The organism is Pseudomonas sp. URIL14HWK12:I6 (assembly GCF_000514195.1).
GTDB classification, from domain to species: Bacteria; Pseudomonadota; Gammaproteobacteria; order Pseudomonadales; family Pseudomonadaceae; genus Aquipseudomonas; species Aquipseudomonas putida_A.
This window is the reverse complement of sequence record NZ_AZVL01000006.1, coordinates 257,138-280,952: the sequence shown is the minus strand read 5'-3', so window position 1 is coordinate 280,952 and position 23,815 is coordinate 257,138. Positions and strand designations below refer to the sequence as shown.

The window sequence follows — 23,815 nt, the reverse complement described above, 5'->3', positions numbered from 1 at the left end:
CGGCTTTTTCTTGGGCGTGTCGCTTACACGTTGAAGCGGAAGTGCATCACGTCGCCGTCTTTGACGATGTAGTCCTTGCCTTCCAGGCGCCATTTACCGGCTTCCTTGGTACCGGCTTCACCCTTGTACTGGATGAAGTCGTTGTAGGCGATGACTTCGGCGCGGATGAAGCCTTTCTCGAAGTCGGTGTGGATCACGCCAGCAGCTTGTGGTGCGGTGGCACCGACGCGGACGGTCCAGGCGCGGACTTCTTCGACACCGGCGGTGAAGTAGGTCTGCAGGTGCAGCATTTCGTAGCCGGCGCGGATCACGCGGTTCAGGCCAGGCTCTTCCAGGCCCAGAGCCTCGAGGAACATGTCTTTTTCTTCGCCGTCATCGAGCTCGGCGATTTCCGCTTCGATCTTGTTGCACACCGGAACCACCATGGCGCCTTCTTCTTCGGCGATGGCCTTGACTACGTCCAGGTGCGGGTTGTTCTCGAAACCGTCTTCAGCGACGTTGGCGATGTACATGACCGGTTTGGTGGTCAGCAGGTGGAAGCCCTTGATCACGGCCTTCTCGTCAGCGCTCATGTTCTTCATCAGGCTGCGCGCCGGCTTGGCTTCGGTGAAGTGCGCGATCAGTTGCTCCAGCAGAGCCTTCTGAACCACGGCGTCCTTGTCACCGCCCTTGGCGTTGCGCGCGACTTTCTGCAGTTGCTTCTCGCAGCTGTCGAGGTCGGCGAAGATCAGTTCCAGGTCGATGATTTCGATGTCGCGCTTCGGGTCGACGCTGTTGGAAACGTGGATCACGTTGTCGTCTTCGAAGCAGCGCACCACGTGAGCGATGGCGTCGGTTTCGCGGATGTTGGCCAGGAACTTGTTGCCCAGGCCTTCACCTTTCGAGGCGCCGGCCACCAGGCCTGCGATGTCGACAAATTCCATGGTGGTCGGCAGGATGCGCTTCGGATTGACGATGGCCGCCAGGGCTTCCAGACGTGGGTCCGGCATCGGCACGATGCCGCTGTTCGGCTCGATGGTGCAGAAGGGGAAGTTCTCGGCCGCGATACCGGATTTGGTCAGGGCGTTGAACAGGGTGGACTTGCCGACGTTAGGCAGGCCGACGATGCCGCAATTGAATCCCATGGTGTTTCCCCTCGGATTAGAGTCAGGCCTTCTGGCTGTGCAGGTTTTTCATCGCGCGGTTCCATTCACCGGCGAGGATATCCGGCAGCACGCCGAGGGCAAAGTCGATGCTGGCATCGAGTTTTTCCTGTTCGGCGCGTGGCGCACGACCCAGGACGAAATTTGAAACCATACTGGCGACGCCCGGGTGGCCGATGCCAAGCCGCAGGCGGTAGAAAGTATTCTGATTGCCCAGTTGCGCGATGATGTCGCGCAACCCGTTGTGACCGCCATGGCCGCCGCCCTGCTTGAGCTTGGCGACGCCCGGAGGCAGGTCGAGTTCGTCGTGCGCCACCAGGATTTCTTCAGGCTTGATGCGGAAGAAACCGGCGAGTGCCGCCACGGCCTGGCCGCTGCGGTTCATGTAGGTGGTGGGAATCAGCAGACGAACATCCTGACCCTGATGCGAGTAGCGCCCGGTCAGGCCGAAATATTTGCGATCGGCCACAAGGTTCACACCTTGCGCGGCGGCGATACGCTCAACAAAAAGGGCCCCTGCGTTATGCCGGGTCTGTTCGTATTCAGCGCCTGGATTACCCAGGCCAACGATCAGTTTGATGGCAGTCACGATAGGGGCCCTTCCTTGGAGTGGTGGTTAACATCGCCGCGATCAGTGAAGGCGGCGAAAGTGGACGAAAATTGCTCATTTACCATGAATGTAAACTCCGCGTTCTCGCCCGCTTTCTCGCTACGTTCCAGTCCGCGATGTTTCACTCACTCCGACGAACAGAGTGAAATTACTCTGCTGCGCCTTCTTCGGTAGCTTCTGGAGCAACACGTGGAGCGTGGACGTTGGCTACTGCCTTGTCATCGCCGTGTGCCAGAGCAACGAACTCGACACCTTTAGGAGCTTTGAGGTCCGACAGGTGAACGATGGTGCCGATTTCAGCGTTAGCCAGGTCGACTTCGATGAACTCAGGCAGGTCTTTTGGCAGGCAGGAAACTTCGATCTCGGCAACAACGTGCGAGATTTCGCCGCCTTTCTTCACTGGAGCAGCTTCGTTGATGAAGTGCACAGGAACGATAGCGGTCAGTTTCTGGCCAGCTACAACGCGTACGAAGTCAGCGTGCATCACGTGGCCTTTGGCCGGGTGACGTTGCAGGGCTTTGATGACGACGTTTTGTTTCTTGCCACCAACGTTCAGCTCGATGATGTGGCTGTAAGCCGCTTCGTTTTCGAGCAGTTTGGCAACTTCTTTGGCCAGCATGCTGATGGATTCAGGGGCTTTGTCGCCACCGTAAACAACAGCTGGAACCAGAGCGGCGAGACGACGCAGGCGGCGGCTCGCACCTTTCCCCAGGTCGGAACGCACTTCAGCATTCAGAGTAAAATCGTTCATTTTGTATCTCCAAAATAGCCATGGCCGAGTGGCGTTTGCGACCAGCGCCAAACACGGTATGGGCAAAAAAGCCCCGCCCCGACAGGAATGCCGGGGCGGGGCGCTTTTCGTCAACGAGACATTTCGAGAAGGGCAGGGCCCTTAACGGAACATCGCGCTGATCGATTCTTCATTGCTGATGCGGCGAACCGCTTCGGCAACAACCGGTGCGATATCCAGTTGACGGATACGTGCACAGGCTTGTGCTGCAGCGGACAGCGGGATGGTGTTAGTCACCACCAGCTCGTCCAGCACGGAATTTTCGATATTCTCGATGGCCCGGCCCGACAGCACAGGGTGTGTGCAGTAGGCAAAGACCTTGGCTGCGCCATGCTCTTTCAGGGCCTTGGCCGCGTGGCACAGAGTGCCGGCGGTATCGACCATGTCATCGACCAGAATGCAGGTACGCCCTTCGACATCACCGATGATATGCATCACTTCAGAGTGATTGGCTTTCTCACGGCGTTTGTCGATGATCCCGAGATCCACGCCCAGGGATTTGGCAACAGCCCGTGCACGCACGACGCCACCAATGTCCGGGGACACGATCATCAGGTTTTCGAAGCGCTGATCTTCAATGTCATCCACCAGAACCGGGGAGCCGTAGATGTTATCTACAGGAATATCGAAGAAACCCTGAATCTGGTCAGCATGCAGATCAACCGTGAGAACACGGTCGATGCCGACTACGGTAAGCATGTCAGCAACGACTTTCGCGCTGATAGCCACACGTGCGGAACGCGGACGACGATCCTGACGGGCATAACCAAAATAAGGAATAACAGCAGTAATACGAGTAGCCGAGGAGCGGCGGAAGGCATCAGCCATCACTACCAGTTCCATCAGGTTATCGTTGGTCGGAGCGCAAGTCGGCTGAATAATGAAAACGTCTTTACCGCGAACGTTTTCATTGATCTCGGCAGTAATTTCGCCGTCGGAGAATTTACCGACAGAGATGTCACCGAGAGGGATATGCAGCTGACGTACAACACGCCGAGCCAGATCGGGGTTAGCGTTCCCCGTAAAGACCATCATCTTGGACACGCGCAGTACCTAGAGGCTGAGGGTAACCTGGATGAGTATAGAAAATGGCAGGGGCGGCTGGATTCGAACCAACGCATGGCAGGATCAAAACCTGCTGCCTTACCGCTTGGCGACGCCCCTGTATCTGTTGCTTCAAGTGCCTGGCACTTGATTCCTTTTAGAGCAGACTTTGCAGCTTGCGATGCAACATCGAAACGTTGCTTCCTTTTGCTACAAACCCTGTAAGGGTCTCTGTCAGAAGGGCCGAGACTTTATCAGCTTCAGCTTTGCTTGGGAAGCCCCCAAACACACAACTTCCAGTTCCGGTGAGTTTTGCTTCGGTAAATTTACCTAACAAATCCAATGCGTTACGTACTTCTGGATAACGCCTTGCAACCACCGGCAAGCAGTCATTTCGACTGTTTCCCTCGGGAACGGGGCGCACTTTAATGGGCGGCGTGTTACGTGTCAACAAAGGATCGGAAAAAATTTCTGCCGTACTTACAGAGACTTGCGGCACAAGCACCAGATACCACGGTTCTTCGGGGTCGACCGGGGTCAGTTTCTCGCCCACGCCCTCGGCAAAAGCCGCGTGACCACGGACGAAAACCGGCACGTCGGCGCCGAGCGACAGGCCCAGCGCGGCGAGGCGATCTTCATCCCAGCCCAGTTGCCACAAGTGATTGAGGCCGAGCAGGGTGGTCGCCGCATTCGAGCTGCCGCCACCGATGCCGCCGCCCATGGGCAGCACCTTGTCGATCCAGATGTCGATGCCGAGTGTGCAGCCGGACTGTTGCTGCAGCATTTTCGCCGCGCGCACGATCAGGTTGCTGTCGTGGGGCACGCCAGCGAATTCGGTGTGCAGATGAATCACGCCGTCATCGCGCACGGCGAAGGTGATTTCGTCGCCGTAATCGACAAACTGAAACAGCGTCTGCAGTTCGTGGTAGCCATCTGCGCGGCGCCCGAGAATGTGCAGCATCAGGTTGAGCTTGGCCGGCGACGGCAGCGTAAGACGTGGAGCGGTCATGCTTTATTGCCCCAATTTACGCGGTTGCCAGGTCTTGATCACCAGCGTCACGTCCAGATCGGTGCCGTGCAGTTTGATCCGCTCGGGCAGCCAGTAACCGTTCTGCTCGGCGTAGCTGAGGTACTCGACCTTCCAGCCGTCCTGTTCCAGATTGGCCAGGCGACTGTCGTTATCGAGGGTCAGACGGCTTTTGCTGCTGGGGGCCGGCAGGCCACGGACCCACCAGGCCAGATTGGATACCGGCAGCTTCCAGCCGAGTTGCTCTTCGAGCAGCGCTTCCGGTGACTCGGAGTCATAGCGGCCCTGATTGGCGACTTCCAGCGAAACCTTGCCCGGGCGCCCGGTCAGACGTGCCGCGCCACGACCCAGCGGGCCGGACAGGCGAATGTCGTAGTAGTCCTGACGTTGCAGCCAGAACAGCGTGCCGCTGCCGGAGTCTTTCGGCGCGCGAATGCCGATCTTGCCGTCGATCTGCCAGCCGTCGAGGCCGGCCAGCTGTTGTTTGTTCGCGGCCCACTGAGCCGGACTGCCGTGGCCCTCGACCGATTCGCGAGCGCCGAAGCCCGCGCAACCGGCGAGCAGGGCGATGAAGCTGAAAACAATAACGTGGCGCAAAAACATGAGTTAAAGAGTCTCGGATCCGGTCAGGCGCTTGATGGTGCTGCGCAGGATGGTGCTGTCGGGCTGATCTTTGAGGTACTTGCCCCAGACTTGTTTGGCCTCGCGCTGATTGCCCTTGACCCACAACACTTCGCCCAGGTGCGCGGCGACTTCGTGGTCCGGGAAACGCTCGAGCGCCTGACGCAGATATTTCTCGGCGTCGTCCAGATTGCCCATGCGGAAATTCACCCAGCCGAGGCTGTCGAGTACCGCCGGGTCTTCCGGATTGATCTGGTGCGCCTGTTCGATCAGGGCCTTGGCTTCAGCGTAGCGGGTGGTGCGATCGGACAGGGTGTAGCCCAGCGCATTGAGCGCCATGGCGTTGTCCGGGTCGCGCTTGATGATCAGGCGCAGGTCTTTTTCCATCTGTGCCAGATCATTGCGTTTTTCCGCGAGCATGGCCCGGGTGTAGAGCAGATTCAGATCGTCCGGGTATTGCTGCAACGCTTTATCCAGGGTTTTCCAGGCCTTGTCGTCCTGTTTGTTGGCCGACAGGGTTTCGGATTCGATCAGATACAGCTGGATCGCGTAATCCGGCTGGGCATCGCGTTCGGCGGCGAGTTTGCTCTGGGCTTCGGCGGTCTTGCCGTTGTTCATCAGAATATCGGCCTGACGCAGTTGCGCCGGCAGATAGTCATTGCCAGGGCCGACCTGCGCGTATTCGATCAGCGCGCCCTGCGGGTCGTTGCGTTCTTCGGCGATGCGACCCAGGTTCAGGTGCGCCGAGTCAACGTGGCTTTCCCGGGCGATCAGGTCTTCCAGGTAACCCTTGGCCTCGTCCCAGGCCTTGGCTTCCAGGCACACCAGTGCCAGCGAATAACGCAGTTCGTCGTCTTCCGGGTATTGCTGAACGAGGGTGGAGAACTCGACCTTGGCGTCATCCATCCGGTCCTGTTCAACCAGCGTGCGCGCATAAGTCAGGCGCAGGCGTTTGTCGTCCGGGTATTTCTTGATGCTTTTCCGCAACAGCGGCAGGGCTTCGTCGCCACGATTCATGGTTTGCAGCAGACGCGCGCGCAGCAGGATCGGCGCAATCTCGCCTTCTTCCGGCGGGTTGTCTTCGAGCAGTGTCAGGGCGGCTTTATTGTCGCCATCCTGTTGCAGCAGCAGGGCCTTGCCGAAAATCAGCTGGCTGTTCTTCGGGTGGCGCTGTAGCAGACGGTCGAAACTTTTCATCAGGCCGTTGCGGGTTTCCTGATCGGTATCGGCGGCCGACAGCGCGAGGAAGTCGAAATGGGTGTCGCCCTTGCCCTGCAGGACTTTCTCCATATAGACCATGGAGTCGTCATAACGCCCGGCGCGGGCCAGTTGTACGGCGGCGGCGCGTTGCGCTTCAAGGTCGTCCGGGGCGTTTTTTGCCCAGATCAGTGCGGTATCCAGCGCAGGCTGGTCGGCACCGAGATATTCGGCGATGCGGAACGCGCGCTCGGAAACCCCCGGGTCCTGAGTATTGATCGCCTGGGTCACGTAGTTGTCCAGGGCAATGTCGAACCGATTGCGCTGGCCGGCGAGTTCGGCGCTCAGCAGGCTGAAAACGGTTTCCTCGCTGAACGAGCTGTAAACCTTGGGTTTTTCAGGCGCGGGCGTGGTGTCTTCGACCGGCGGGGTACCGTCCGGCGAAACGGGTGCCATGGCCTGGCAGCCGCTGAGGAAGACAAAAGCAAGGAGCAACGCGGAAGATCTATTCATATAGGAAGAGGACGACTAACCTGCGGTCGGATCATCATGACACAAGCCTTCGGCCAAACATAACCGAGTCTCGAATGTGGCCTTTATAGTGGCCGACAATTGGGACAATAGTCAGCGGTAGTTGTTCTGAATCTGACGAAGTAGGACAATTGCCGGCTTCACGTCACCATCAGCGACCTTGAATGGCCTTCCTTGCACTCGGTATTAACCACAAGACTGCTTCAGTAGACGTCCGCGAGCGCGTGGCCTTTACCCCTGAGCAGCTGGTGGAGGCCTTGCAGCAGCTCTGCCGACTCACCGACAGCCGCGAAGCTGCGATCCTCTCCACCTGCAATCGCAGTGAGCTGTATATAGAACAGGATCAGGTTTCGGCTGATCTGGTTCTGCGCTGGCTGGCCGATTATCACCATTTAAGCCTCGATGAGCTGCGCGCGAGTGCTTATGTGCATGAAGATGATGCGGCAGTTCGTCACATGATGCGCGTCGCCTCCGGGCTCGACTCGCTGGTGCTGGGCGAACCGCAGATTCTCGGCCAGATGAAATCGGCCTACGCCGTGGCGCGTGAGGCCGGGACCATCGGCCCGCTGCTGGGGCGGCTATTTCAAGCGACATTCAATGCCGCCAAGCAAGTGCGTACCGACACCGCCATCGGCGAAAACCCGGTGTCCGTGGCGTTTGCCGCGGTCAGCCTGGCCAAGCAGATTTTCAGCGACCTGCAACGCAGCCAGGCCCTGCTGATCGGTGCCGGCGAGACCATCACGCTGGTCGCCCGCCATTTGCATGAGCTGGGGGTCAAGCGCATCGTGGTCGCCAACCGTACGCTGGAGCGCGCCAGCCTTCTGGCCGAGCAGTTCGGCGCGCACGCGGTGCTGCTCTCGGACATTCCGGCGGAGCTGGTGCGTAGCGATATCGTGATCAGTTCGACCGCCAGCCAATTGCCCATCCTCGGCAAGGGCGCGGTGGAAAGCGCGCTGAAGCAGCGCAAGCACAAACCGATCTTCATGGTCGACATCGCCGTACCCCGCGACATCGAGCCGGAAGTCGGCGAACTCGACGACGTTTACCTGTACAGCGTCGATGATCTGCACGAAGTGGTCGCCGAGAACCTCAAAAGTCGTCAGGGTGCAGCCCAGGCGGCGGAAGAGATGGTCTCGGTCGGTGCCGACGATTTCATGGTGCGCCTGCGCGAGCTGGCGGCCGTCGATGTGCTCAAGGCCTATCGGCAACAGAGTGAACGTCTGCGCGACGAGGAGCTGCAAAAAGCCCTGCGCCTGCTGGCCAACGGCGGCAACGCCGAAGATGTGCTCGGGCAACTGGCCCGCGGCCTGACCAATAAACTGTTGCATGCGCCCAGCGTGCAATTGAAAAAGCTTTCTGCCGAAGGCCGCCTCGATGCGCTGGCCATGGCCCAGGAACTCTTTGCCCTCGAGGGCTCACCGGATAGTTTTTCGGATAAAAAACCGCAATGAAAGCGTCACTGCTCAACAAGCTGGACACCCTCCAGGACCGTTTCGAGGAACTGACCGCGCTGCTCGGCGACGGCGAAGTCATTGCCGATCAGGCCAAATTCCGCGCCTATTCCAAGGAATACGCCGAACTCGAGCCGGTGGTACAAGGCTACAAAAAGCTGCTCGGCGTACAAAGTGATCTTGAAGGCGCCCAGGCGCTGCTCAAGGACAGCGACCCGGACATGCGTGAAATGGCCGTGGAAGAAGTCCGCGAAGCCAAGGAATTGCTGATCAGGCTGGAAGATGATCTGCAGCGCATGTTGCTGCCCAAGGATCCCAATGACGGTCGTAACGTCTTTCTCGAAATTCGCGCCGGTACCGGTGGCGACGAAGCGGCGATCTTCTCCGGCGATCTGTTCCGCATGTACTCGCGTTACGCCGAACGACGTGGCTGGCGCGTGGAGATTCTTTCGGAAAACGAAGGCGAGCACGGTGGCTATAAAGAAGTCATCGCCCGCATTGAAGGCGACAACGTTTACGGCAAGCTGAAATTCGAGTCCGGCGCGCACCGCGTACAGCGTGTACCCGCCACCGAATCCCAGGGCCGTATCCACACCTCGGCCTGCACCGTGGCGGTGTTGCCCGAGCCGGACGAACGGGAAGCCATCGAGATCAACCCGGCGGATCTGCGTGTCGACACTTACCGCTCCTCCGGGGCCGGTGGTCAGCACGTCAACACCACCGACTCGGCAATCCGCATCACGCACATACCGACCGGCACCGTCGTCGAGTGTCAGGAAGAACGTTCCCAGCACAAGAACCGTGCCCGGGCGATGGCCTGGCTGTCGGCCAAGCTCAACGATCAGCAAACCGCAGCGGCGGCGAATGCGATTGCCAGCGAGCGTAAGTTGCTGGTCGGTTCCGGTGACCGTTCCGAGCGCATTCGAACGTACAACTTTGCCCAGGGCCGGGTCACCGACCATCGCGTCAACCTGACCCTGTACTCCCTCGATGAAATCCTCGCCGGTGGCGTTGAAGCGGTGATCGAGCCTTTGCTGGCCGAATACCAGGCCGACCAACTTGCAGCGATAGGTGAATAAATGACCATCATCGCCAGTCTGTTGCGCGCTGCCGAATTGCCGGACTCGCCCACCGCGCGCCTGGATGCCGAATTGCTCCTGGCAGCGGCACTGGGCAAATCGCGGAGCTTCCTGCACACCTGGCCCGAGCGCATCGTACCCAGCGAAGCGGTGCTGATTTTTACCGAGTACCTGCAACGGCGTCGAAGTGGCGAGCCGGTGGCCTACATCCTTGGTCAGCAGGGGTTCTGGAAGCTCGATCTGGAAGTGGCGCCGCACACTCTGATCCCGCGCCCGGACACCGAATTGCTGGTCGAGGCCGCACTGGAACTGCTGGCGGCAACGCCGGCGAAAGTCCTCGATCTGGGCACCGGCAGCGGCGCGATTGCCCTGGCCCTGGCCAGCGAGCGTCCGGCGTGGAACGTCACGGCGGTGGATCGCGTGCTGGAAGCCGTGGCCCTCGCCGAACGCAATCGTCAGCGCCTGAACCTGAACAACGCTACGGTGCTGAGCAGCCACTGGTTCAGCGCCCTCGAAGACCAGCGTTTCCATCTGATCATCAGCAATCCGCCGTACATTGCGGCTGCCGATCCGCATCTGGTCGAGGGCGACGTGCGCTTCGAACCGGCCAGTGCGCTGGTGGCCGGTGTCGACGGGCTCGACGATCTGCGCCTGATCGTCGCCCAAGCCCCGGATCATCTGGAAGCCGGCGGCTGGCTGATGCTCGAACACGGCTATGATCAAGCCGAAGCCGTACGCGATCTGCTGCTCACTCGCGGTTTTGAACAAGTCCACAGCCGCACCGATCTGGGCGGCCATCAACGGATCAGCCTGGGGCGTCTGCCGTGCTGAATGATCAGGAATTGCTGCGCTACAGCCGGCAGATTCTACTGCAACACATCGATATCGATGGGCAACTGAAGCTGAAGGACAGCCGTGTGCTGATTGTCGGCCTCGGCGGTCTCGGTGCGCCGGTGGCGCTGTATCTGGCGGCGGCCGGTGTCGGTGAGTTGCATCTGGCGGATTTCGACACGGTCGACCTGACCAACCTGCAGCGCCAGATCATTCATGACACCGACAGCGTCGGCATGAGCAAGGTCGACTCGGCGCTCAAGCGCCTGAGCGCGATCAATCCCGAGATTAAACTGGTGCCTCATCGTCAGGCGCTGGACGAGGATTCCCTGGCCGCCGCCGTGTCGGCGGTGGATCTGGTGCTCGACTGCTCCGATAACTTCTCCACCCGCGAGGCGGTCAACGCCGCGTGTGTGGCAGCGCGCAAACCGCTGGTCAGCGGCGCGGCGATTCGTCTGGAAGGGCAGTTGTCGGTGTTCGACCCGCGCCGCCCGGAAAGTCCGTGCTACCACTGCCTGTACGGGCATGGCAGCGAAGCCGAACTGACGTGCAGCGAAGCCGGCGTGGTCGGGCCCCTGGTGGGGCTGGTCGGCAGCCTGCAGGCGCTTGAAGCGTTGAAAGTGCTGGTCGGTTTTGGCGAACCGTTGGTGGGTCGTTTGCTGTTGATCGATGCCTTGGGTTCGCGCTTCCGTGAATTGCGGGTCAAGCGTGATCCGGGGTGCAGCGTCTGTGGTTCGCAGCATGCGTGAGGCGCCGATCGCGGTGTTCGATTCCGGTGTCGGCGGCTTGTCGGTACTGGCTGAAATCCAGCGTTTGCTGCCCCATGAATCACTGCTGTATTTCGCCGATTGCGGGCATATTCCCTACGGCGAGAAAACCCCGGAGTTCATCCGCCAGCGCTGCAATGTGATGGCCGGTTTTTTCCGTGAGCAGGGCGCCAAGGCCCTGGTGATCGCCTGCAACACGGCGACGGTGGCCGCAGTTGCCGATCTGCGCCGGGATTTCCCCGAGTGGCCGATCGTTGGCATGGAGCCAGCGGTCAAACCCGCAGCTGCCGCCACCCGCAGCGGTGTGGTTGGCGTACTCGCCACCACCGGCACGTTGCAGAGTGCCAAGTTCGCCGCGTTGCTCGACCGCTTCGCCGCTGACGTTCGCGTCATCACCCAGCCGTGCCCCGGTCTGGTGGAACTGATTGAAAGCGGTGATCTGCACAGCGCCGAGTTGCGCACGTTGCTGCAGCACTACGTTGATCCGCTGCTGGCCAACGGTTGCGACACGATCATTCTCGGTTGCACTCACTATCCGTTTCTCAAGCCGATGCTCAAGACGATGACTCCCGACAGCATCAGCCTGATTGACACTGGCGCAGCCGTAGCGCGGCAACTGCAACGGTTGCTGGCCGAACGTGATCTGCTCGCCAAGGGGCCGAACCGCCCGGTCAGATTCTGGACCAGTGCCGACCCCGCGTTCTTCCGCAAGACCCTGCCCCTGTTGGGTCAGGTTGCCGGCGACGTCGAAAAATTCAGCTTGTAAAAAAAATGTGAAATAACTAAAAAAACAGCTGAACTTCTAATCAGGCGCTAGCTTCTATAGCGATGAGTTATCTAGAAAACCAAACGATCGTTCCGGAAAAGGAAGTTTCAAAGTGAAGCGACTATTCTGCTTGGCCGCGATTGCGGCCGCACTGATGGGGCAAAGTATTACCGCGCAAGCTGCAGGTGTTGAATTTGCAGTGGGTGCGACCAGCGATTCGACCATGACTTATCGCCTGGGCATGAATTTCGATTGGGACAAGAGCTGGCTGCAAAGTGATGTCGGTCGCCTGACCGGTTACTGGAGCGGCGCTTACACTTACTGGGAAGGTGACAAGACTTCCAGCAACAACAGCCTGTCGTTCTCGCCGGTGTTCGTTTACGAGTTTGCCGGTCAGTCGGTCAAGCCGTACGTTGAAGCGGGCATTGGTGTCGCAGCGTTCTCCAACACCAAGTATGAAAGCAACAACATCGGCGGCTCTTTCCAGTTCGAAGACCGTATCGGTTTTGGTCTGCGCTTCAATGGCGGGCATGAAGTAGGGATTCGGGCGACGCACTATTCCAACGCCGGCCTGGCCAGCAGCAACGACGGTGTAGAAAGCTACGCGCTGCATTACACGATGCCGCTGTAACAGATCCGAACCTGACCCTCTGTGGGAGCGAGCCTGCTCGCGAAAGCAATTTCTCATTCAACGAAGATGTTGACTGTAAGAACCGCTTTCGCGAGCAGGCTCGCTCCCACATTGGTTTTGTGTTGCTTGAAAGATCAGCGGTAAGCAGTGGCAATGCCTTTGCGTTCTTCAATGCACTCCGGTGCACCCATCTCGAATTCGCGACAGATCAGCGGACGTTTCTCATAGATCGTGCACATCATGCTGTCGCGATCCAGCGCCGCACACCAGCCGTCGTCCAGCCGCAGCATCACTTCACCACCCCACTCATCGGTATCGATAAAGCGTTCAGGTACGCCGGTGTCGGTGATCAGCATCACTTCGAGCTGGCAACAGCACGCTGCGCAGGTCGAACAGGTGACTGCTGGCTCGGTGATTTGCTGGTGGGGAATGGTTTTCATGCTGCGCAGTGTAAGGCAGCCACCGGTTGCTGTGTGAAAGGCCTGACAGACGCTCAGTGGCTCAGGCGCCGTGCCATGAAATGCAGCAGCGGAAACAGCAGCGCCCACAGCAGGCCGATGCCGATCAGGGTCGGCACTTCACCGTAAGGAAATTGCACGCCGGCCAAACGTCCGCCGCCGTAATAGGACACGGCGCCGCCCACCGCGCCGAGCACGCTGGTCAGCCACCACGGGCGGGCGCTCCATTGCAGACAGTGACGCAACGTGGTCGCGAGCAAGGCCCAGAGCAGCATCAGCCACAGCGGAATCAGTGGCGACAGGTCCTGGAATTCGAACACGCCGGCAGCGCGCAACAGACTGTCTACGGCTGTACCGACAAGCACCACGCTGAGGATCAAACGACCTTCCTCCGCCCAACTGCTGATCCAGCCCAGATGAATCACCAGCACCGCCAGCGCCAGCAGCAGCCAGAGACTGTCGCCGCCGATCACGCAGGCCAGCCAGCCGACCTGGAACAGCACGGCATTGATCAGCCGCTCAAGCATCGAAGCGTCCGAGCAACGGCGCCGGCATCGCGGCCGGTTTGGCCAGCAGCAGTTGCGCGGTGCCGATGGTGCGCTCCAGAAACCCGCCCTCGCAGTAGCACAGGTAAAACTCCCACAGTCGCAGGAAGTAATCGTCGTAACCCAACTCGCTCAAGCGGCCATGGGCGCGGCGAAAGTTTTCGTGCCACAGGCGCAGGGTGCGGGCGTAGTGCAGGCCGAAATCTTCCATGTGCAGCAGGTTCATGTCGGTTTCGCGGCTGACCACTTCAAGCATTTTCTGCACGCTGGGCAGGGCGCCGCCGGGGAAGATGTAGCGCTGGATGAAGTCGACGCCGCGCTTGGCCTGCTCGTAGCGCTGCTCGCGGATGGTGATCGCCTGCAACAGCATCAGGCCGTTGCTCTTGAGCAGGTGCGCGCATTGCTTGAAATAGGTGGGCAGGAAGCGGTGACCGACCGCTTCGATCATCTCGATCGACACCAGTTTGTCGTATTCGCCGGTGAGGTCGCGGTAGTCGGTGAGCAGCAGTGTTACCCGATCCTGCAACCCCAGTGCTTCAATGCGCCTGGCGGTAAACGCGTACTGCTCTTTCGACAGCGTCGTGGTGGTGACACGGCAGCCGTAGTGCTGCGCGGCGTAGAGCGCCATGCTACCCCAACCGGTGCCGATCTCCAGCAGATGATCCTCGGGTTTGAGCGCGAGCTTCTGGCAGATCCGTTCCAGCTTGTTCAACTGAGCCTGTTCCAGGCTGTCGTCGGGACTGAGGAACTGCGCCGCCGAATACATCATGGTCGGGTCGAGAAACTGTTCGAACAGATCGTTGCCGAGGTCATAGTGCGCCGCGATGTTTTTCTGCGACCCCTTGCGCGTGTTGCGGTTGAGCCAGTGCAGGCCTTGCACCAGCGGCCGGCTGAGGCGGGCCAGACCGCGCTCCATGGCGTCGAGCACGTCAAGGTTGCTGACGAACACGCGCACGACCGCCGTCAGGTCCGGCGAACTCCAGTAACCGTGGATAAACGCTTCGCCGGCACCAATCGATCCATTGCCGGCGACCATGCCCCACACCGCTGCATCCTGCACATGGATTTCGCCGAGCAGGTGGCTGCCCGGCGTGCCGAACATCAGGCGTTCGCCATCCTCGACCACCAGCAATTGCCCGTGTTTGAGCTGACTGAGTTGCCGCAAAACGCCGCGACGCAGCAGCGAACCGGTCAAACCGTTGGTGCTGAAGCGACTGACCGACAGGCTAGAGGATTTCATGGCGGTGCTCCTTGGGAGGCACAGTGGCGATCTGAAAGCTGCCGTCGGCAGCCTGATGAGCAAAAATCGGAGCACGCTTGAGCAACAGGCGCACGGCTTGCCAATAAATCGCCAGGCAGGTTTTCGCGGTCATCCACGGAAAACGTCGCAAGTAGCGGTGCAGGCTGTGGCGGTCGAGGGGTTCGCGCTGCAGATTGAGCGTGGCGTCGAACAGCTTGTGCTCACCCTGCCAGTCGGCCATGTGCACGCCGAGCTTTTGCGCAGCCGGGCTGAAGCTCATGCGGTACTCGAGGTCACGCGGCAAAAACGGCGAGACATGAAAGGCCTTGGCCACGGCGAAGTGCTGGTGAAAGTCTTGCAGGTTGGTCGGTGTGCGGGCCGGCAGCACGTAGTGATAACGTTCGCGCCACGGCGTGTTGGTGACTTCGCAGAGAATCGCCGCCAGTTGCCCGTCGGCCTCGTGGCAATAAAAGAAGCTCACCGGATTGAACGCCAGACCCCAACTGCGCGGTTGGGTCAGCAGGCAGATCGAACCCTGCGGTTGATGGCCGATGGCGACGCCGACTTGCTGGCGCACCGCATCGATCAGGCGCATGCCGCTGCCGGTGAAGGTTTTCAGGTAGTCGGTTTCGCGAAACGAAAACGGTGCAAAGCGGCTGCGACTGGCAAACGGTGACAGGCCGAACACGGCGTCCTGTTCCGCCAGATCGAGGTACAACAGACCGATCCGGTAACGGAATTCGTGGCGTCTGGGCGAAAAGCGCCGATGGCCAATCCAGCCGCTGTACAGGGCGCTGTTCATAAGCTTTCCCCGAACGCGGCGGCCACGCGCAACGCGCTGACCACGCCGTCCTCATGAAAGCCGTTGGCCCAGTAGGCGCCGCAATAATGGGTGTGCTGCTGACCGTCGAGTTCGGCCCAGCGGTTTTGCGCCGCCACAGCCGCGAGGCTGAATTGCGGGTGGGCGTAGGTGTATTTGGCGAGCACCTTGAACGGGCTGATCCCGGCGCTCTGATTGAGGCTGACGCAGAACGTGGTGTCGCTCTGAATGCCCTGCAGGATGTTCATGTCGTAAGTGACGGCCGCGTGGGTATGGCCGGCGCCGCTCAAGCGATAGTTCCAGCTGGCCCACGCCAGTTTGCGGGTCGGCAGCAGACGGGTATCGGTATGCAGCACGACTTCGTTATCGGCATAGGGCAGGGCGCCGAGGATCGAGCGTTCCGCCTGGCTTGGCGTGCCAAGCAATTGCAGGGCCTGGTCGCTGTGGCAGGCAAGCACGACTTTGTCGAAACGCTCGATGCCGGCCGGGCTGTGGATAACAACGCCGTGTTCATCGCGATCGATGCGCGTCACCGGGCAGCTGAGGCGGATCTTGTCGTGGAACGCCGCAGTCAACGGCGCAATGTAGGCACTGGAGCCGCCCTCGATCACCTGCCATTGCGGGCGATCACTGACTGACAGCAGGCCATGATTCTTGAAGAAGCGCACAAAGAATTGCAGCGGGAAATTGAGCATCTCGGCCATCGGCATCGACCAGATCGCCGAGCCCATCGGCACGATGTAATGCAGGATGAAACGTTCGCCATAACCGCCAGCCTTGAGGTAATCGTCGAGCGTGGTATCGGCGGCAATGCGTTGTTCGGCGAGGTCGCGCTGGGCTTCTTTATTGAAGCGCAGGATGTCGCGCAACATGCCCCAGAACCCCGGGGACAGCAGGTTGCTGCGCTGGGCGAAGAGGCTGTTGAGGTTGTTGCCGTTGTATTCCAGACCGGTGTCCGGGTCGGTGACCGAGAAGCTCATTTCCGTCGGTTTGAACGACACGCCGAGCTGGCCGAGCAATCGAATGAAGTTCGGATAGGTCCAGTCGTTGAACACGATGAACCCAGTGTCGACCGCGTATTCGCGGCCATCGACGGTTACCTGCACGGTGTGCGTGTGACCGCCGACCCAGTCGCTGGCCTCGAACACCGTGATGTCGTGTCGGCGATTGAGCAGGTGAGCGCAGGTCAGGCCGGCGATTCCGCTGCCGACAATGGCAATCTTCATATCGGGTCTCGCAGCGGTGGGTTGCTGCGCACCATGCGCTTGCCGATCGCCAGTTGCAGGCGCGCCGGCAGCTTCGACAATGGCCACAGCGCCGCCATGAACAGTGCCGGAAAGGCGATCTCCAGCGGACGATCCTTGAGTTTGGCGAAAATATGCCGCGCCGCTTTATCCACAGGCCAGCTCAACGGCATCGGGAAGTCATTCTTGGCGGTCAGCGGGGTTTCGACAAAACCCGGGCTGATGATGGTGACATCGATGCCCTCGACGGCCAGATCGATCCGCAGCGATTCGAACAGATAGCGCAGCCCTGCCTTCGACGCGCCATAGGCTTCGGCCCGAGGCAGCGGCAGGTAGGTCACGGAACTGGCCATGCCGATCAGATGCGGCGCGGTGCCTTTGCGCAGCAACGGCAGGGCCGCTTCGATGCAGTAACTGCTGGCGAGCAGGTTGGTGCGCACCACATGTTCGATGATCGAGGCATCGAACTGTCGCGCATCGACGTACTCGCAGGTGCCGGCATTGAGAATTACGCTGTCGAGCGAGCCCCAGGCCTGTTCGATCTGCTGGCCGATTTCGCGCACGGTCTGACTGTTGGTCAGATCGCCGGCCACCACCAGCACTTGCCCCGGATAACGTTGCGACAGCACTTTGAGCGGTGCCACCTGACGCGAACTGACAGCCAGATGCGCGCCGCTTTTCAGAATCTCTTCAGCCAGTGCTGCGCCGATGCCACTGCTGGCACCGGTCAGCCAATAACGCCGTGGAGGTGTACGACTCATCCCATTCTCCTTTTCAACCAGGCGATCACCCGGCCCAATACGGGTAAATGTTCATACAGCATGGCCCCGGCATCGAAATAATCCCGGTGGCGATAAACCTTGTCGCGCCACAGCAGGTGCGAACACCCGGCGACGCGAATCAATTGACCACCGGCCAGACGCGGGTGGCGGTAACTCATGACCCAGCGCAGGTAACCTTCACCGTCAGCGATCTGGTCGAAGCCGTGGAAATCGAAGCGCAGTTCGCTGACGTTGGCGTACAGCTCGCTGAAGTAATGTCGCAGTTGCACCAGCCCCTGCACTTCATGCAGCGGGTCGGTGAAGTGAATGTCATCGCTGTACAGCTCGCCCAGACGTTGCAAGTTGTCTTTGTTCAACTCGGCGAACTGGCGGGCGAAGCGGCGCAGGAATTCACTCATGAACTTCTTCCATAGACGAGCGCGACGGCAGGTTCTTGAACGCCGCCAGCGCGCGTTCGCGCGAAGCGCCGAGATTGACGATCGGCGCCGGATAATCCGCCACGCCGAACAGTCCGCCGGCGCTGGCCGGGTTGTGTACTTCCTTCTTGTTCAGGCCGGCCAGCTCAGGCAGCCAGTGCTTGATGAACAGGCCTTCGCTGTCGAATTTTTCCGATTGGCTCAGCGGATTGAAGATGCGGAAGTACGGCGCCGAATCGGTGCCGGTCGAAGAACTCCATTGCCAGCCACCGTTGTTCGCCGCCAGATCGCCGTCGATCAGGTGGCGCATGAAAAAGCGCTCGCCTTCACGCCAGTCGATCAGTAGATTCTTGGTCAGGAACATCGCCACAATCATCCGCAGACGGTTGTGCATCCAGCCGGTTTCCAGCAGTTGGCGCATGGCCGCATCGATGATCGGCAAACCGGTGCGCGCCTCTTGCCAGGCCGCCAGATCGTCCGGCGCATCACGCCAGGCCAGGGCTTCGGTTTCCGGGCGAAATGCGCGGTGGCGCGAAACCCGTGGGTAGCCCACCAGAATGTGTTTGTAGAACTCGCGCCACAGCAGCTCGTTGATCCAGGTCACCGCGCCGACCTTGCCGCTGTCGAACTCGCCCTGATTGCTTTGCAAGGCCGCATGCAGGCATTGGCGCGGCGAAATCACCCCGGCGGCGAGGTACGCGGAAAGTTGACTGGTGCCGGGTTTGGCCGGGAAGTCGCGTTCGCTCTGGTAGTAGTCGATCTGCGCGTCGGCGAAGGTGTCGAGACGGCGCCGGGCTTCCTGTTCGCCGGCCGGCCACAGTGTGCGCAAAGACTCGCTCGGCGTTGCAAAACCGGCGACGGATGCCGGCACCGGATCGCTGTCAATGTTCAGCTTTGCCTGTTTGCCGGGCGTCTTGACCAGCGCCGGCATCGAGCGGTGCAGGCGTTCATAGCAGACCTTGCGGAACTGGCTGAACACCTGAAAGTAGGTTTCGGTTTTGGTCAGTACCGTGCCGGGCTTGAACAGCAGTTGGTCAAGGTAGCTGTGGAAAGCGATGCCTTTGGTCTTCAGGGCCACCGCCACCGCGGCGTCGCGCTGGCTTTCGTGGATGCCATATTCTTCGTTGACGTGCACAGCTTGAATATTCAATTGCACACAAAGTTCGAGCAGCACCGCCGGGGCCTGATCCCAATGATTGGCGGTGCGCAGCAGCAACGGGATGTTCAGCTCGCCGAGGCGACTGCTCAGCTCACGCAGGTTGCGCAGCCAGAAGTCGACCTTGCACGCGGCGTCGTCATGTTCCAGCCATTGCTGCGGGCTCAACAGATACACGGCAACCGTCGGGCCGCGCGCTGCGGCGGCCGCGAGGGCGGTGTTGTCATGTAGGCGCAGGTCGCTGCGCAGCCAGATCAATTGCATCGCGGTTTCCATCAAATCAGCCCACGCTGAACCAGTTCCTGATGTGCCGAGAGCGGGTCTTCGGCCAGGATCAGATCAGCGATCTCAGGGGTTCTTACGGACAACTCGGTCTGGTGGATGCATACCGTTGGTCCGACGAGCATTTTTGCAGTGCCGATGCCATTCAGCAGTTTTGGCAGCTGCGCCAGATTCATCGCCTTGCTGGAATACAGCAGCACTCCCCGCGCTTGCAGATGATCGACCGCCAGCGCCAGTTCTCCGGCCGGTAGCGGCCAGTCGAACACTTGCACCGGGCAGTCGGCGCTGCTGATCAGCCACGCGCATAGCCACAGGTGAGGTTCCAGTGCCAGGTCCGAGTGATTGATCAGCAGCAACGGCGCAGCGTGTAATTGCCGATTGTTATGGTAGATGCGCGCGCCGAATTTGCTGCGTAACCAGGAATAAAAGAACACCCGTTCCATCTGTGCGCCGAACTGGCCTTGCCAGCGCTGCTCGAGTTCGGCCAGCAGCGGCAGGAGTAATTGCTCGCACAGGGTGCGTGGCGGGTACAGGGCCATGGCCTGGTTGATGCTATCGTCGAGGTTGCGCTCATTGAGCTGGATGACGTCGCCGAGCAAGGACTGGCGCTGCCGTTGCCAGTCGTTTTCCACCGTCTCGGTAAAGGCTTGCGGAGCATCGAGCAACGGTTTGACCTGACTGACAGCCACGCCTCGATTAAGCCAGGTCAGGATGGTCAGGATTCGTTGCACATGTTCGCTGGAATACAGGCGATGGCCCTTGGGCGTGCGCTGCGGCACGATCAACCCGTAACGGCGCTCCCAGGCGCGCAGGGTGATGGCGTTGACCCCGGTCTGCCGCGCCACTTCGCGGATCGGCAGCCAGCCCTCGTCGAGGGCTTTCTTGAAGTCGGCGCCGAGGTCTTCCTGGGCGCTGGTGTCGAGTTTATCGTTCATCAAATGGCGTTTCGCAGGCTGAGGTTTTCCGGATGCGGCTGCAAGTAAACCTGCCGCGCAATGTACGGATCCGGGTGTTGGCGAAAGTGGTGTTTGAGCAGAGTCAACGGCACCACCAGCGGCACGATGCCGTGGCGGTACTGGCCGATGACATGCTGCATTTCCTGTTTGTCTTCCGGGCTGATCGCCTGTTTCAGGTAGCCGCTGATGTGTTGCAGCACGTTGCTGTGGGTGCGGCGGGTAGCGCATTTCTTCAACGCGCTCATCAACTCGCTGAAATAGCGCGGGCCGAGTTCAACCGGATCGGTCTTGGCCATGTTGCCCAGCAGTTTGCCCAAGGCTTTGTATTGCTCAGGGTTGTGTGCCATCAGCAGGTATTTGTAGCGTGAGTGGAATTCGGTCAGTGCGCGGCGGCTCAAGCCTTGTTCGAGCACCTGCTGCCAGGCGCTGTAGGCGAGCACGCGGGTGATGAAGTTTTCCCGCAACACCGGATCGTTCAGGCGTCCGGCTTCTTCCACCGGCAGGTCAGGGTGCTGCGCACAGAACGCCTGAGCGTAGATGCCACGGCCGCCGCCGTTCACCGGCGCGCCGTTGGCGTGATAGACCTTGACCCGCTCCAGACCGCACGAAGGCGACTGCTGCATGAAGATATAGCCGCAGATGTCATTGAGCTCGCCGGCCATTTTCTGCCCGTAGGCTGCCAGTGGTTCGGTGACATTGATTTGCGGATTGACCGTACCGATAGCTTCAGGAGCATCGGGATCGCCAACCAGGCGGATCGGTTCGCGTGGGATGCCCAGGCCAATCGCGACTTCCGGACATACCGGCACGAATTCGAAATACTCGGCAAGGGTGCGGCTGCACAACCGCGATTCCTTGTGCCCGCCGTTGTAGCGCACTTCGGCGCCCATCAGGCAGGCGCTGATGGCGATTTTTGGCCGGGAAGCAGAAAGATCGGACATGCACACCTCGAATCTATTCCTGTACAGATATTTATCTCTGTACAACTTTTCCTCAGCATAGATTCATGCGTGTACAAGTCAACTCATTTGTATAAGTTTTTCCAGGTTTACCACGATCGACTGTGGGAGGCAGCATTGATGTTGAATGATGCGACGCCATCGCGAGCAGGCTCACTCCTACAGGATCTTTATTGCCAGCCCAGTAACCAGTGATCGTTGTTCTTCAACGTCTGCCAATCGAGACGTTCGGCGCGCTTGGTCAGCACCGCCTGCAACTCAATCTCCAGCACCGTGCCTTCCTCATCCCGGAACAGTTCGGTGACCAGAAAATGTTTTTCGCGGTTTTGCGGGTGGGCTGCTGTCCACTTCGACAGCAGCAATTTTTGCGGATTGATGCGATTCATTGCAGGTGTTCGTGCAAACGGCGTGCAGCTTCCTGGCCACTGAGCCAGGCCCCTTCGACACGCCCCGACAGGCACCAGTCGCCGCAGGCGTACAAGCCCAGATCGGCGTCGGCCAGCGTGCCCCATTCGTGGCCGGTCGCAGGGCGTGCGTAGAGCCAGCGGTGGGCGAGGCTGAAAGTCGGAGCGGGCATCGCGCTGTGCAGCAGTTCGGCGAATGCGCCGTGCAGTTGCTCGATGACCGCTTCCTTGGACAGGTCGATGTGTTGCCGACTCCAGGCGCTGCTGGCATGCAGCACCCAGGTGTCGCAGGTGGTATCGCGCCCCGGTTTACTGCGGTTGCGTGCCAGCCAGTCGATGGGACTGTCCTGCACGAAGCAACCTTCGATCGGTGTATCCAGTGGCGTATCGAAGGCGAGGGCAACGGCCCAGGTCGGGTCCATTTTCACCCCGGCGGCGGCGCCAGCGAGTTTTGGTGCGGCAGCCAGCAACGCCGTGGCTTGCGGCGCTGGCGTTGCAATCACCACGTGACTGAAAGGACCGTGGGTGAAGCCTTCGGCGTCCTGCAGGTGCCAGTGTTCTTCACCGCGAAACACCTCGGTGATACGGCAGGCGAAGTGCACTTCCAGACCGTCGAGCAAACCCCGGGTGATCGCGCTCATGCGTGGCGTGCCGACCCAGCGCGTCTGTTCGTCCGGCGACAGATTCAGTTGCCCGCCCTGAAAGGTGTAGAGCTGCGGCGTCCACTCGGCGACCCAGCCCAGGCTTTGCCAGCGTTGCACTTCGGTGACGAAACGCCGGTCGCGGGCGGTGAAGTATTGCGCGCCCATGTCCAGCGAACCGGCGTCGCTGCGTTTGCTCGACATGCGTCCGCCACTGCCGCGGCTTTTGTCGAAGAGCTGGACGGTGTGTCCGGCCTCTGTCAGCGCCTGCGCGGCGGAGAGTCCGGCGATGCCGGTGCCGATGATTGCGATAGGTACAGTCATAGGGGCCTCGTTTACCTTTCTGTACAGACTACGCCGTCAATGAAACCTGTACAATTTTGTTTTTTGGTATAACTTCTAGCGTTCTCGTTCTGACAGCTTGGCCTATGGTTAAACAATAGAGCCTGCCCGATAGAAAAGATCCCTGCTTATAAAAATAGACTAGTGATCCGGGTAAAACGCCACGCGAGGAAGAAGTCATGCGCATATTGCTGACCGGCGGTACTGGTTTGATAGGCCGTCAGCTCTGCCGACACTGGTCGGGGCAGGGCCATCAATTGACGGTGTGGAGTCGACGCCCGGAAAAGGTCGCGAAAATCTGTGGCGCGCAGGTGCGTGCAATTGCGCGTCTCGAAGACTTCGGCAACGAGCCGCTGGACGCGGTGGTCAACCTGGCCGGTGCACCGATCGCGGATCGGCCATGGACCCATCGGCGCAAGGCGTTGCTGTGGAGCAGCCGCATCACCCTCACCGAAACCCTGCTGGCCTGGCTGGAAACACGGCAGCAGAAACCGGCGTTGCTGATCTCCGGTTCTGCTGTTGGCTGGTACGGCGACGGCGGTGAGCGCGAGCTGACCGAAGATTCACCGCCAGTGATTGACGATTTTGCCAGTCAGTTGTGCATTGCCTGGGAGGAAACCGCCCAGCGTGCCGAAGGCCTGGGAGTTCGCGTGGTGCTGGTGCGCACCGGGCTGGTGCTGTCGGCCGAGGGCGGCTTTTTGTCGCGGCTGTTGCTGCCGTTCAAACTCGGGCTGGGCGGGCCGTTGGGCAATGGCCGGCAGTGGATGCCGTGGATTCACATCGATGATCAAATCGCCCTGATTGATTTTCTTCTGCACCGCGATCAGGCGAGCGGTCCTTATAATGCCTGCGCACCGAAACCGGTGCGCAATCGCGAGTTTGCCAAGACGCTGGGCAGCGTATTGCACCGCCCGGCGTTCATGCCGATGCCGGCCCTGGCGCTGAAGGTCGGGCTTGGCGAAATGTCATTGCTGTTGCTGGGTGGCCAACGGGCCGTGCCGGCACGCTTGCTGGAAGCGGGTTTCACTTTCCAGTTCACGGATTTGCGCGCGGCTTTGGATGATCTCTCCGGCCGCCTTTGAA

At 60.2% G+C, this 23,815-nt stretch carries 26 protein-coding genes and 1 tRNA gene; 7 read left to right on the top strand and 20 right to left on the bottom strand.

Going from position 1 to position 23,815, the window contains the following annotated elements:
- Positions 1-23: 23 nt before the first annotated feature.
- From ychF to H043_RS0113065, 8 genes are all read right to left on the bottom strand, one after another.
- Complete coding sequence (ychF, locus tag H043_RS0113100; protein ID WP_027612239.1) at positions 24-1,124, bottom strand: redox-regulated ATPase YchF; 1,101 nt, start codon at positions 1,122-1,124, stop codon at positions 24-26.
- 22 nt (positions 1,125-1,146) lie between these two features.
- The gene (gene pth, locus H043_RS0113095; protein WP_003228164.1) at positions 1,147-1,731 is read right to left on the bottom strand and encodes an aminoacyl-tRNA hydrolase; all 585 of its coding nucleotides are present in this window, start codon (positions 1,729-1,731) and stop codon (positions 1,147-1,149) included.
- A 169-nt stretch (positions 1,732-1,900) separates the two neighbouring features.
- Complete coding sequence (locus H043_RS0113090; protein ID WP_007967646.1) at positions 1,901-2,503, bottom strand: 50S ribosomal protein L25/general stress protein Ctc; 603 nt, start codon at positions 2,501-2,503, stop codon at positions 1,901-1,903.
- Between the two features lie 141 nt (positions 2,504-2,644).
- The gene (locus H043_RS0113085; RefSeq protein ID WP_003171603.1) at positions 2,645-3,586 is read right to left on the bottom strand and encodes a ribose-phosphate pyrophosphokinase; all 942 of its coding nucleotides are present in this window, start codon (positions 3,584-3,586) and stop codon (positions 2,645-2,647) included.
- Between the two features lie 45 nt (positions 3,587-3,631).
- A tRNA-Gln gene (locus tag H043_RS0113080) sits at positions 3,632-3,706 on the bottom strand.
- A 37-nt stretch (positions 3,707-3,743) separates the two neighbouring features.
- On the bottom strand, positions 3,744-4,595 hold the full coding sequence (gene ispE, locus H043_RS0113075; protein WP_027612238.1) for a 4-(cytidine 5'-diphospho)-2-C-methyl-D-erythritol kinase: 852 nt from the start codon (positions 4,593-4,595) through the stop codon (positions 3,744-3,746).
- Positions 4,596-4,598: 3 nt separating this feature from the next.
- The gene (gene lolB, locus H043_RS0113070) at positions 4,599-5,216 is read right to left on the bottom strand and encodes a lipoprotein insertase outer membrane protein LolB (RefSeq protein ID WP_027612237.1); all 618 of its coding nucleotides are present in this window, start codon (positions 5,214-5,216) and stop codon (positions 4,599-4,601) included.
- A 3-nt stretch (positions 5,217-5,219) separates the two neighbouring features.
- Positions 5,220-6,944 carry a tetratricopeptide repeat protein gene (locus H043_RS0113065; protein ID WP_027612236.1) on the bottom strand — a complete coding sequence of 575 codons (1,725 nt, stop codon included), beginning with the start codon at positions 6,942-6,944 and terminating at the stop codon, positions 5,220-5,222.
- Positions 6,945-7,126: 182 nt separating this feature from the next.
- On the opposite strand from H043_RS0113065, the gene hemA reads away from it, so the two are divergent.
- From hemA to H043_RS0113035, 6 genes are all read left to right on the top strand, one after another.
- Positions 7,127-8,413, top strand: coding sequence for a glutamyl-tRNA reductase (gene hemA, locus H043_RS0113060; RefSeq protein ID WP_027612235.1), 1,287 nt, complete (start codon positions 7,127-7,129; stop codon positions 8,411-8,413).
- Complete coding sequence (gene prfA, locus H043_RS0113055; protein ID WP_027612234.1) at positions 8,410-9,492, top strand: peptide chain release factor 1; 1,083 nt, start codon at positions 8,410-8,412, stop codon at positions 9,490-9,492. Before hemA ends, prfA begins: the two co-directional genes overlap by 4 nt.
- A complete protein-coding gene (gene prmC / locus H043_RS0113050) occupies positions 9,493-10,323 on the top strand; it encodes a peptide chain release factor N(5)-glutamine methyltransferase (protein WP_027612233.1) in 831 nt (276 codons plus the stop codon).
- Complete coding sequence (locus tag H043_RS0113045; protein WP_027612232.1) at positions 10,317-11,072, top strand: molybdopterin-synthase adenylyltransferase MoeB; 756 nt, start codon at positions 10,317-10,319, stop codon at positions 11,070-11,072. The genes prmC and H043_RS0113045 overlap by 7 nt, the downstream gene beginning before the upstream one ends.
- Positions 11,065-11,856, top strand: a complete 792-nt coding sequence (murI, locus tag H043_RS0113040; protein WP_027612231.1) for a glutamate racemase — start codon at positions 11,065-11,067, stop codon at positions 11,854-11,856. Before H043_RS0113045 ends, murI begins: the two co-directional genes overlap by 8 nt.
- 112 nt (positions 11,857-11,968) lie before the next feature.
- The gene (locus H043_RS0113035; protein WP_027612230.1) at positions 11,969-12,487 is read left to right on the top strand and encodes an acyloxyacyl hydrolase; all 519 of its coding nucleotides are present in this window, start codon (positions 11,969-11,971) and stop codon (positions 12,485-12,487) included.
- Between the two features lie 134 nt (positions 12,488-12,621).
- On the opposite strand, the gene H043_RS0113030 is transcribed toward H043_RS0113035, so the two are convergent.
- The 12 genes from H043_RS0113030 to H043_RS0112975 form a co-directional block, all read right to left on the bottom strand.
- Entirely contained in the window at positions 12,622-12,927 is a 306-nt protein-coding gene (locus tag H043_RS0113030) for a YkgJ family cysteine cluster protein (protein WP_007967664.1), read from the bottom strand.
- 53 nt (positions 12,928-12,980) lie between these two features.
- The gene (locus H043_RS0113025; protein ID WP_027612229.1) at positions 12,981-13,472 is read right to left on the bottom strand and encodes a DUF2878 domain-containing protein; all 492 of its coding nucleotides are present in this window, start codon (positions 13,470-13,472) and stop codon (positions 12,981-12,983) included.
- Positions 13,465-14,730, bottom strand: a complete 1,266-nt coding sequence (locus H043_RS0113020; RefSeq protein ID WP_027612228.1) for a cyclopropane-fatty-acyl-phospholipid synthase family protein — start codon at positions 14,728-14,730, stop codon at positions 13,465-13,467. The genes H043_RS0113025 and H043_RS0113020 overlap by 8 nt, the downstream gene beginning before the upstream one ends.
- Positions 14,717-15,532 carry a DUF1365 domain-containing protein gene (locus H043_RS0113015; RefSeq protein WP_027612227.1) on the bottom strand — a complete coding sequence of 272 codons (816 nt, stop codon included), beginning with the start codon at positions 15,530-15,532 and terminating at the stop codon, positions 14,717-14,719. Before H043_RS0113015 ends, H043_RS0113020 begins: the two co-directional genes overlap by 14 nt.
- The gene (locus H043_RS0113010) at positions 15,529-16,776 is read right to left on the bottom strand and encodes an NAD(P)/FAD-dependent oxidoreductase (RefSeq protein WP_027612226.1); all 1,248 of its coding nucleotides are present in this window, start codon (positions 16,774-16,776) and stop codon (positions 15,529-15,531) included. The genes H043_RS0113015 and H043_RS0113010 overlap by 4 nt, the downstream gene beginning before the upstream one ends.
- Positions 16,773-17,555: an SDR family oxidoreductase gene (locus tag H043_RS0113005; protein ID WP_027612225.1), complete on the bottom strand. Its 783-nt coding sequence runs from the start codon at positions 17,553-17,555 to the stop codon at positions 16,773-16,775. The genes H043_RS0113010 and H043_RS0113005 overlap by 4 nt, the downstream gene beginning before the upstream one ends.
- Complete coding sequence (locus H043_RS0113000) at positions 17,552-17,974, bottom strand: nuclear transport factor 2 family protein (protein ID WP_027612224.1); 423 nt, start codon at positions 17,972-17,974, stop codon at positions 17,552-17,554. The genes H043_RS0113005 and H043_RS0113000 overlap by 4 nt, the downstream gene beginning before the upstream one ends.
- On the bottom strand, positions 17,967-19,412 hold the full coding sequence (phrB, locus tag H043_RS0112995; RefSeq protein ID WP_027612223.1) for a deoxyribodipyrimidine photo-lyase: 1,446 nt from the start codon (positions 19,410-19,412) through the stop codon (positions 17,967-17,969). Before phrB ends, H043_RS0113000 begins: the two co-directional genes overlap by 8 nt.
- Positions 19,413-19,423: 11 nt before the next feature.
- Positions 19,424-20,365: a MerR family transcriptional regulator gene (locus tag H043_RS0112990; RefSeq protein WP_027612222.1), complete on the bottom strand. Its 942-nt coding sequence runs from the start codon at positions 20,363-20,365 to the stop codon at positions 19,424-19,426.
- Positions 20,365-21,327 (bottom strand): DUF523 and DUF1722 domain-containing protein, encoded by a 963-nt coding sequence (locus tag H043_RS0112985; RefSeq protein WP_027612221.1) that lies wholly within the window; start codon positions 21,325-21,327, stop codon positions 20,365-20,367. Before H043_RS0112985 ends, H043_RS0112990 begins: the two co-directional genes overlap by 1 nt.
- 188 nt (positions 21,328-21,515) lie before the next feature.
- The gene (locus tag H043_RS0112980; protein ID WP_027612220.1) at positions 21,516-21,731 is read right to left on the bottom strand and encodes a TIGR02450 family Trp-rich protein; all 216 of its coding nucleotides are present in this window, start codon (positions 21,729-21,731) and stop codon (positions 21,516-21,518) included.
- A complete protein-coding gene (locus tag H043_RS0112975) occupies positions 21,728-22,714 on the bottom strand; it encodes an NAD(P)/FAD-dependent oxidoreductase (RefSeq protein WP_007967686.1) in 987 nt (328 codons plus the stop codon). The genes H043_RS0112980 and H043_RS0112975 overlap by 4 nt, the downstream gene beginning before the upstream one ends.
- Before the next feature lie 197 nt (positions 22,715-22,911).
- Between H043_RS0112975 and H043_RS0112970 the strand changes: the two genes are divergently transcribed.
- Complete coding sequence (locus H043_RS0112970) at positions 22,912-23,814, top strand: TIGR01777 family oxidoreductase (RefSeq protein ID WP_027612219.1); 903 nt, start codon at positions 22,912-22,914, stop codon at positions 23,812-23,814.
- Position 23,815: the final 1 nt, after the last annotated feature.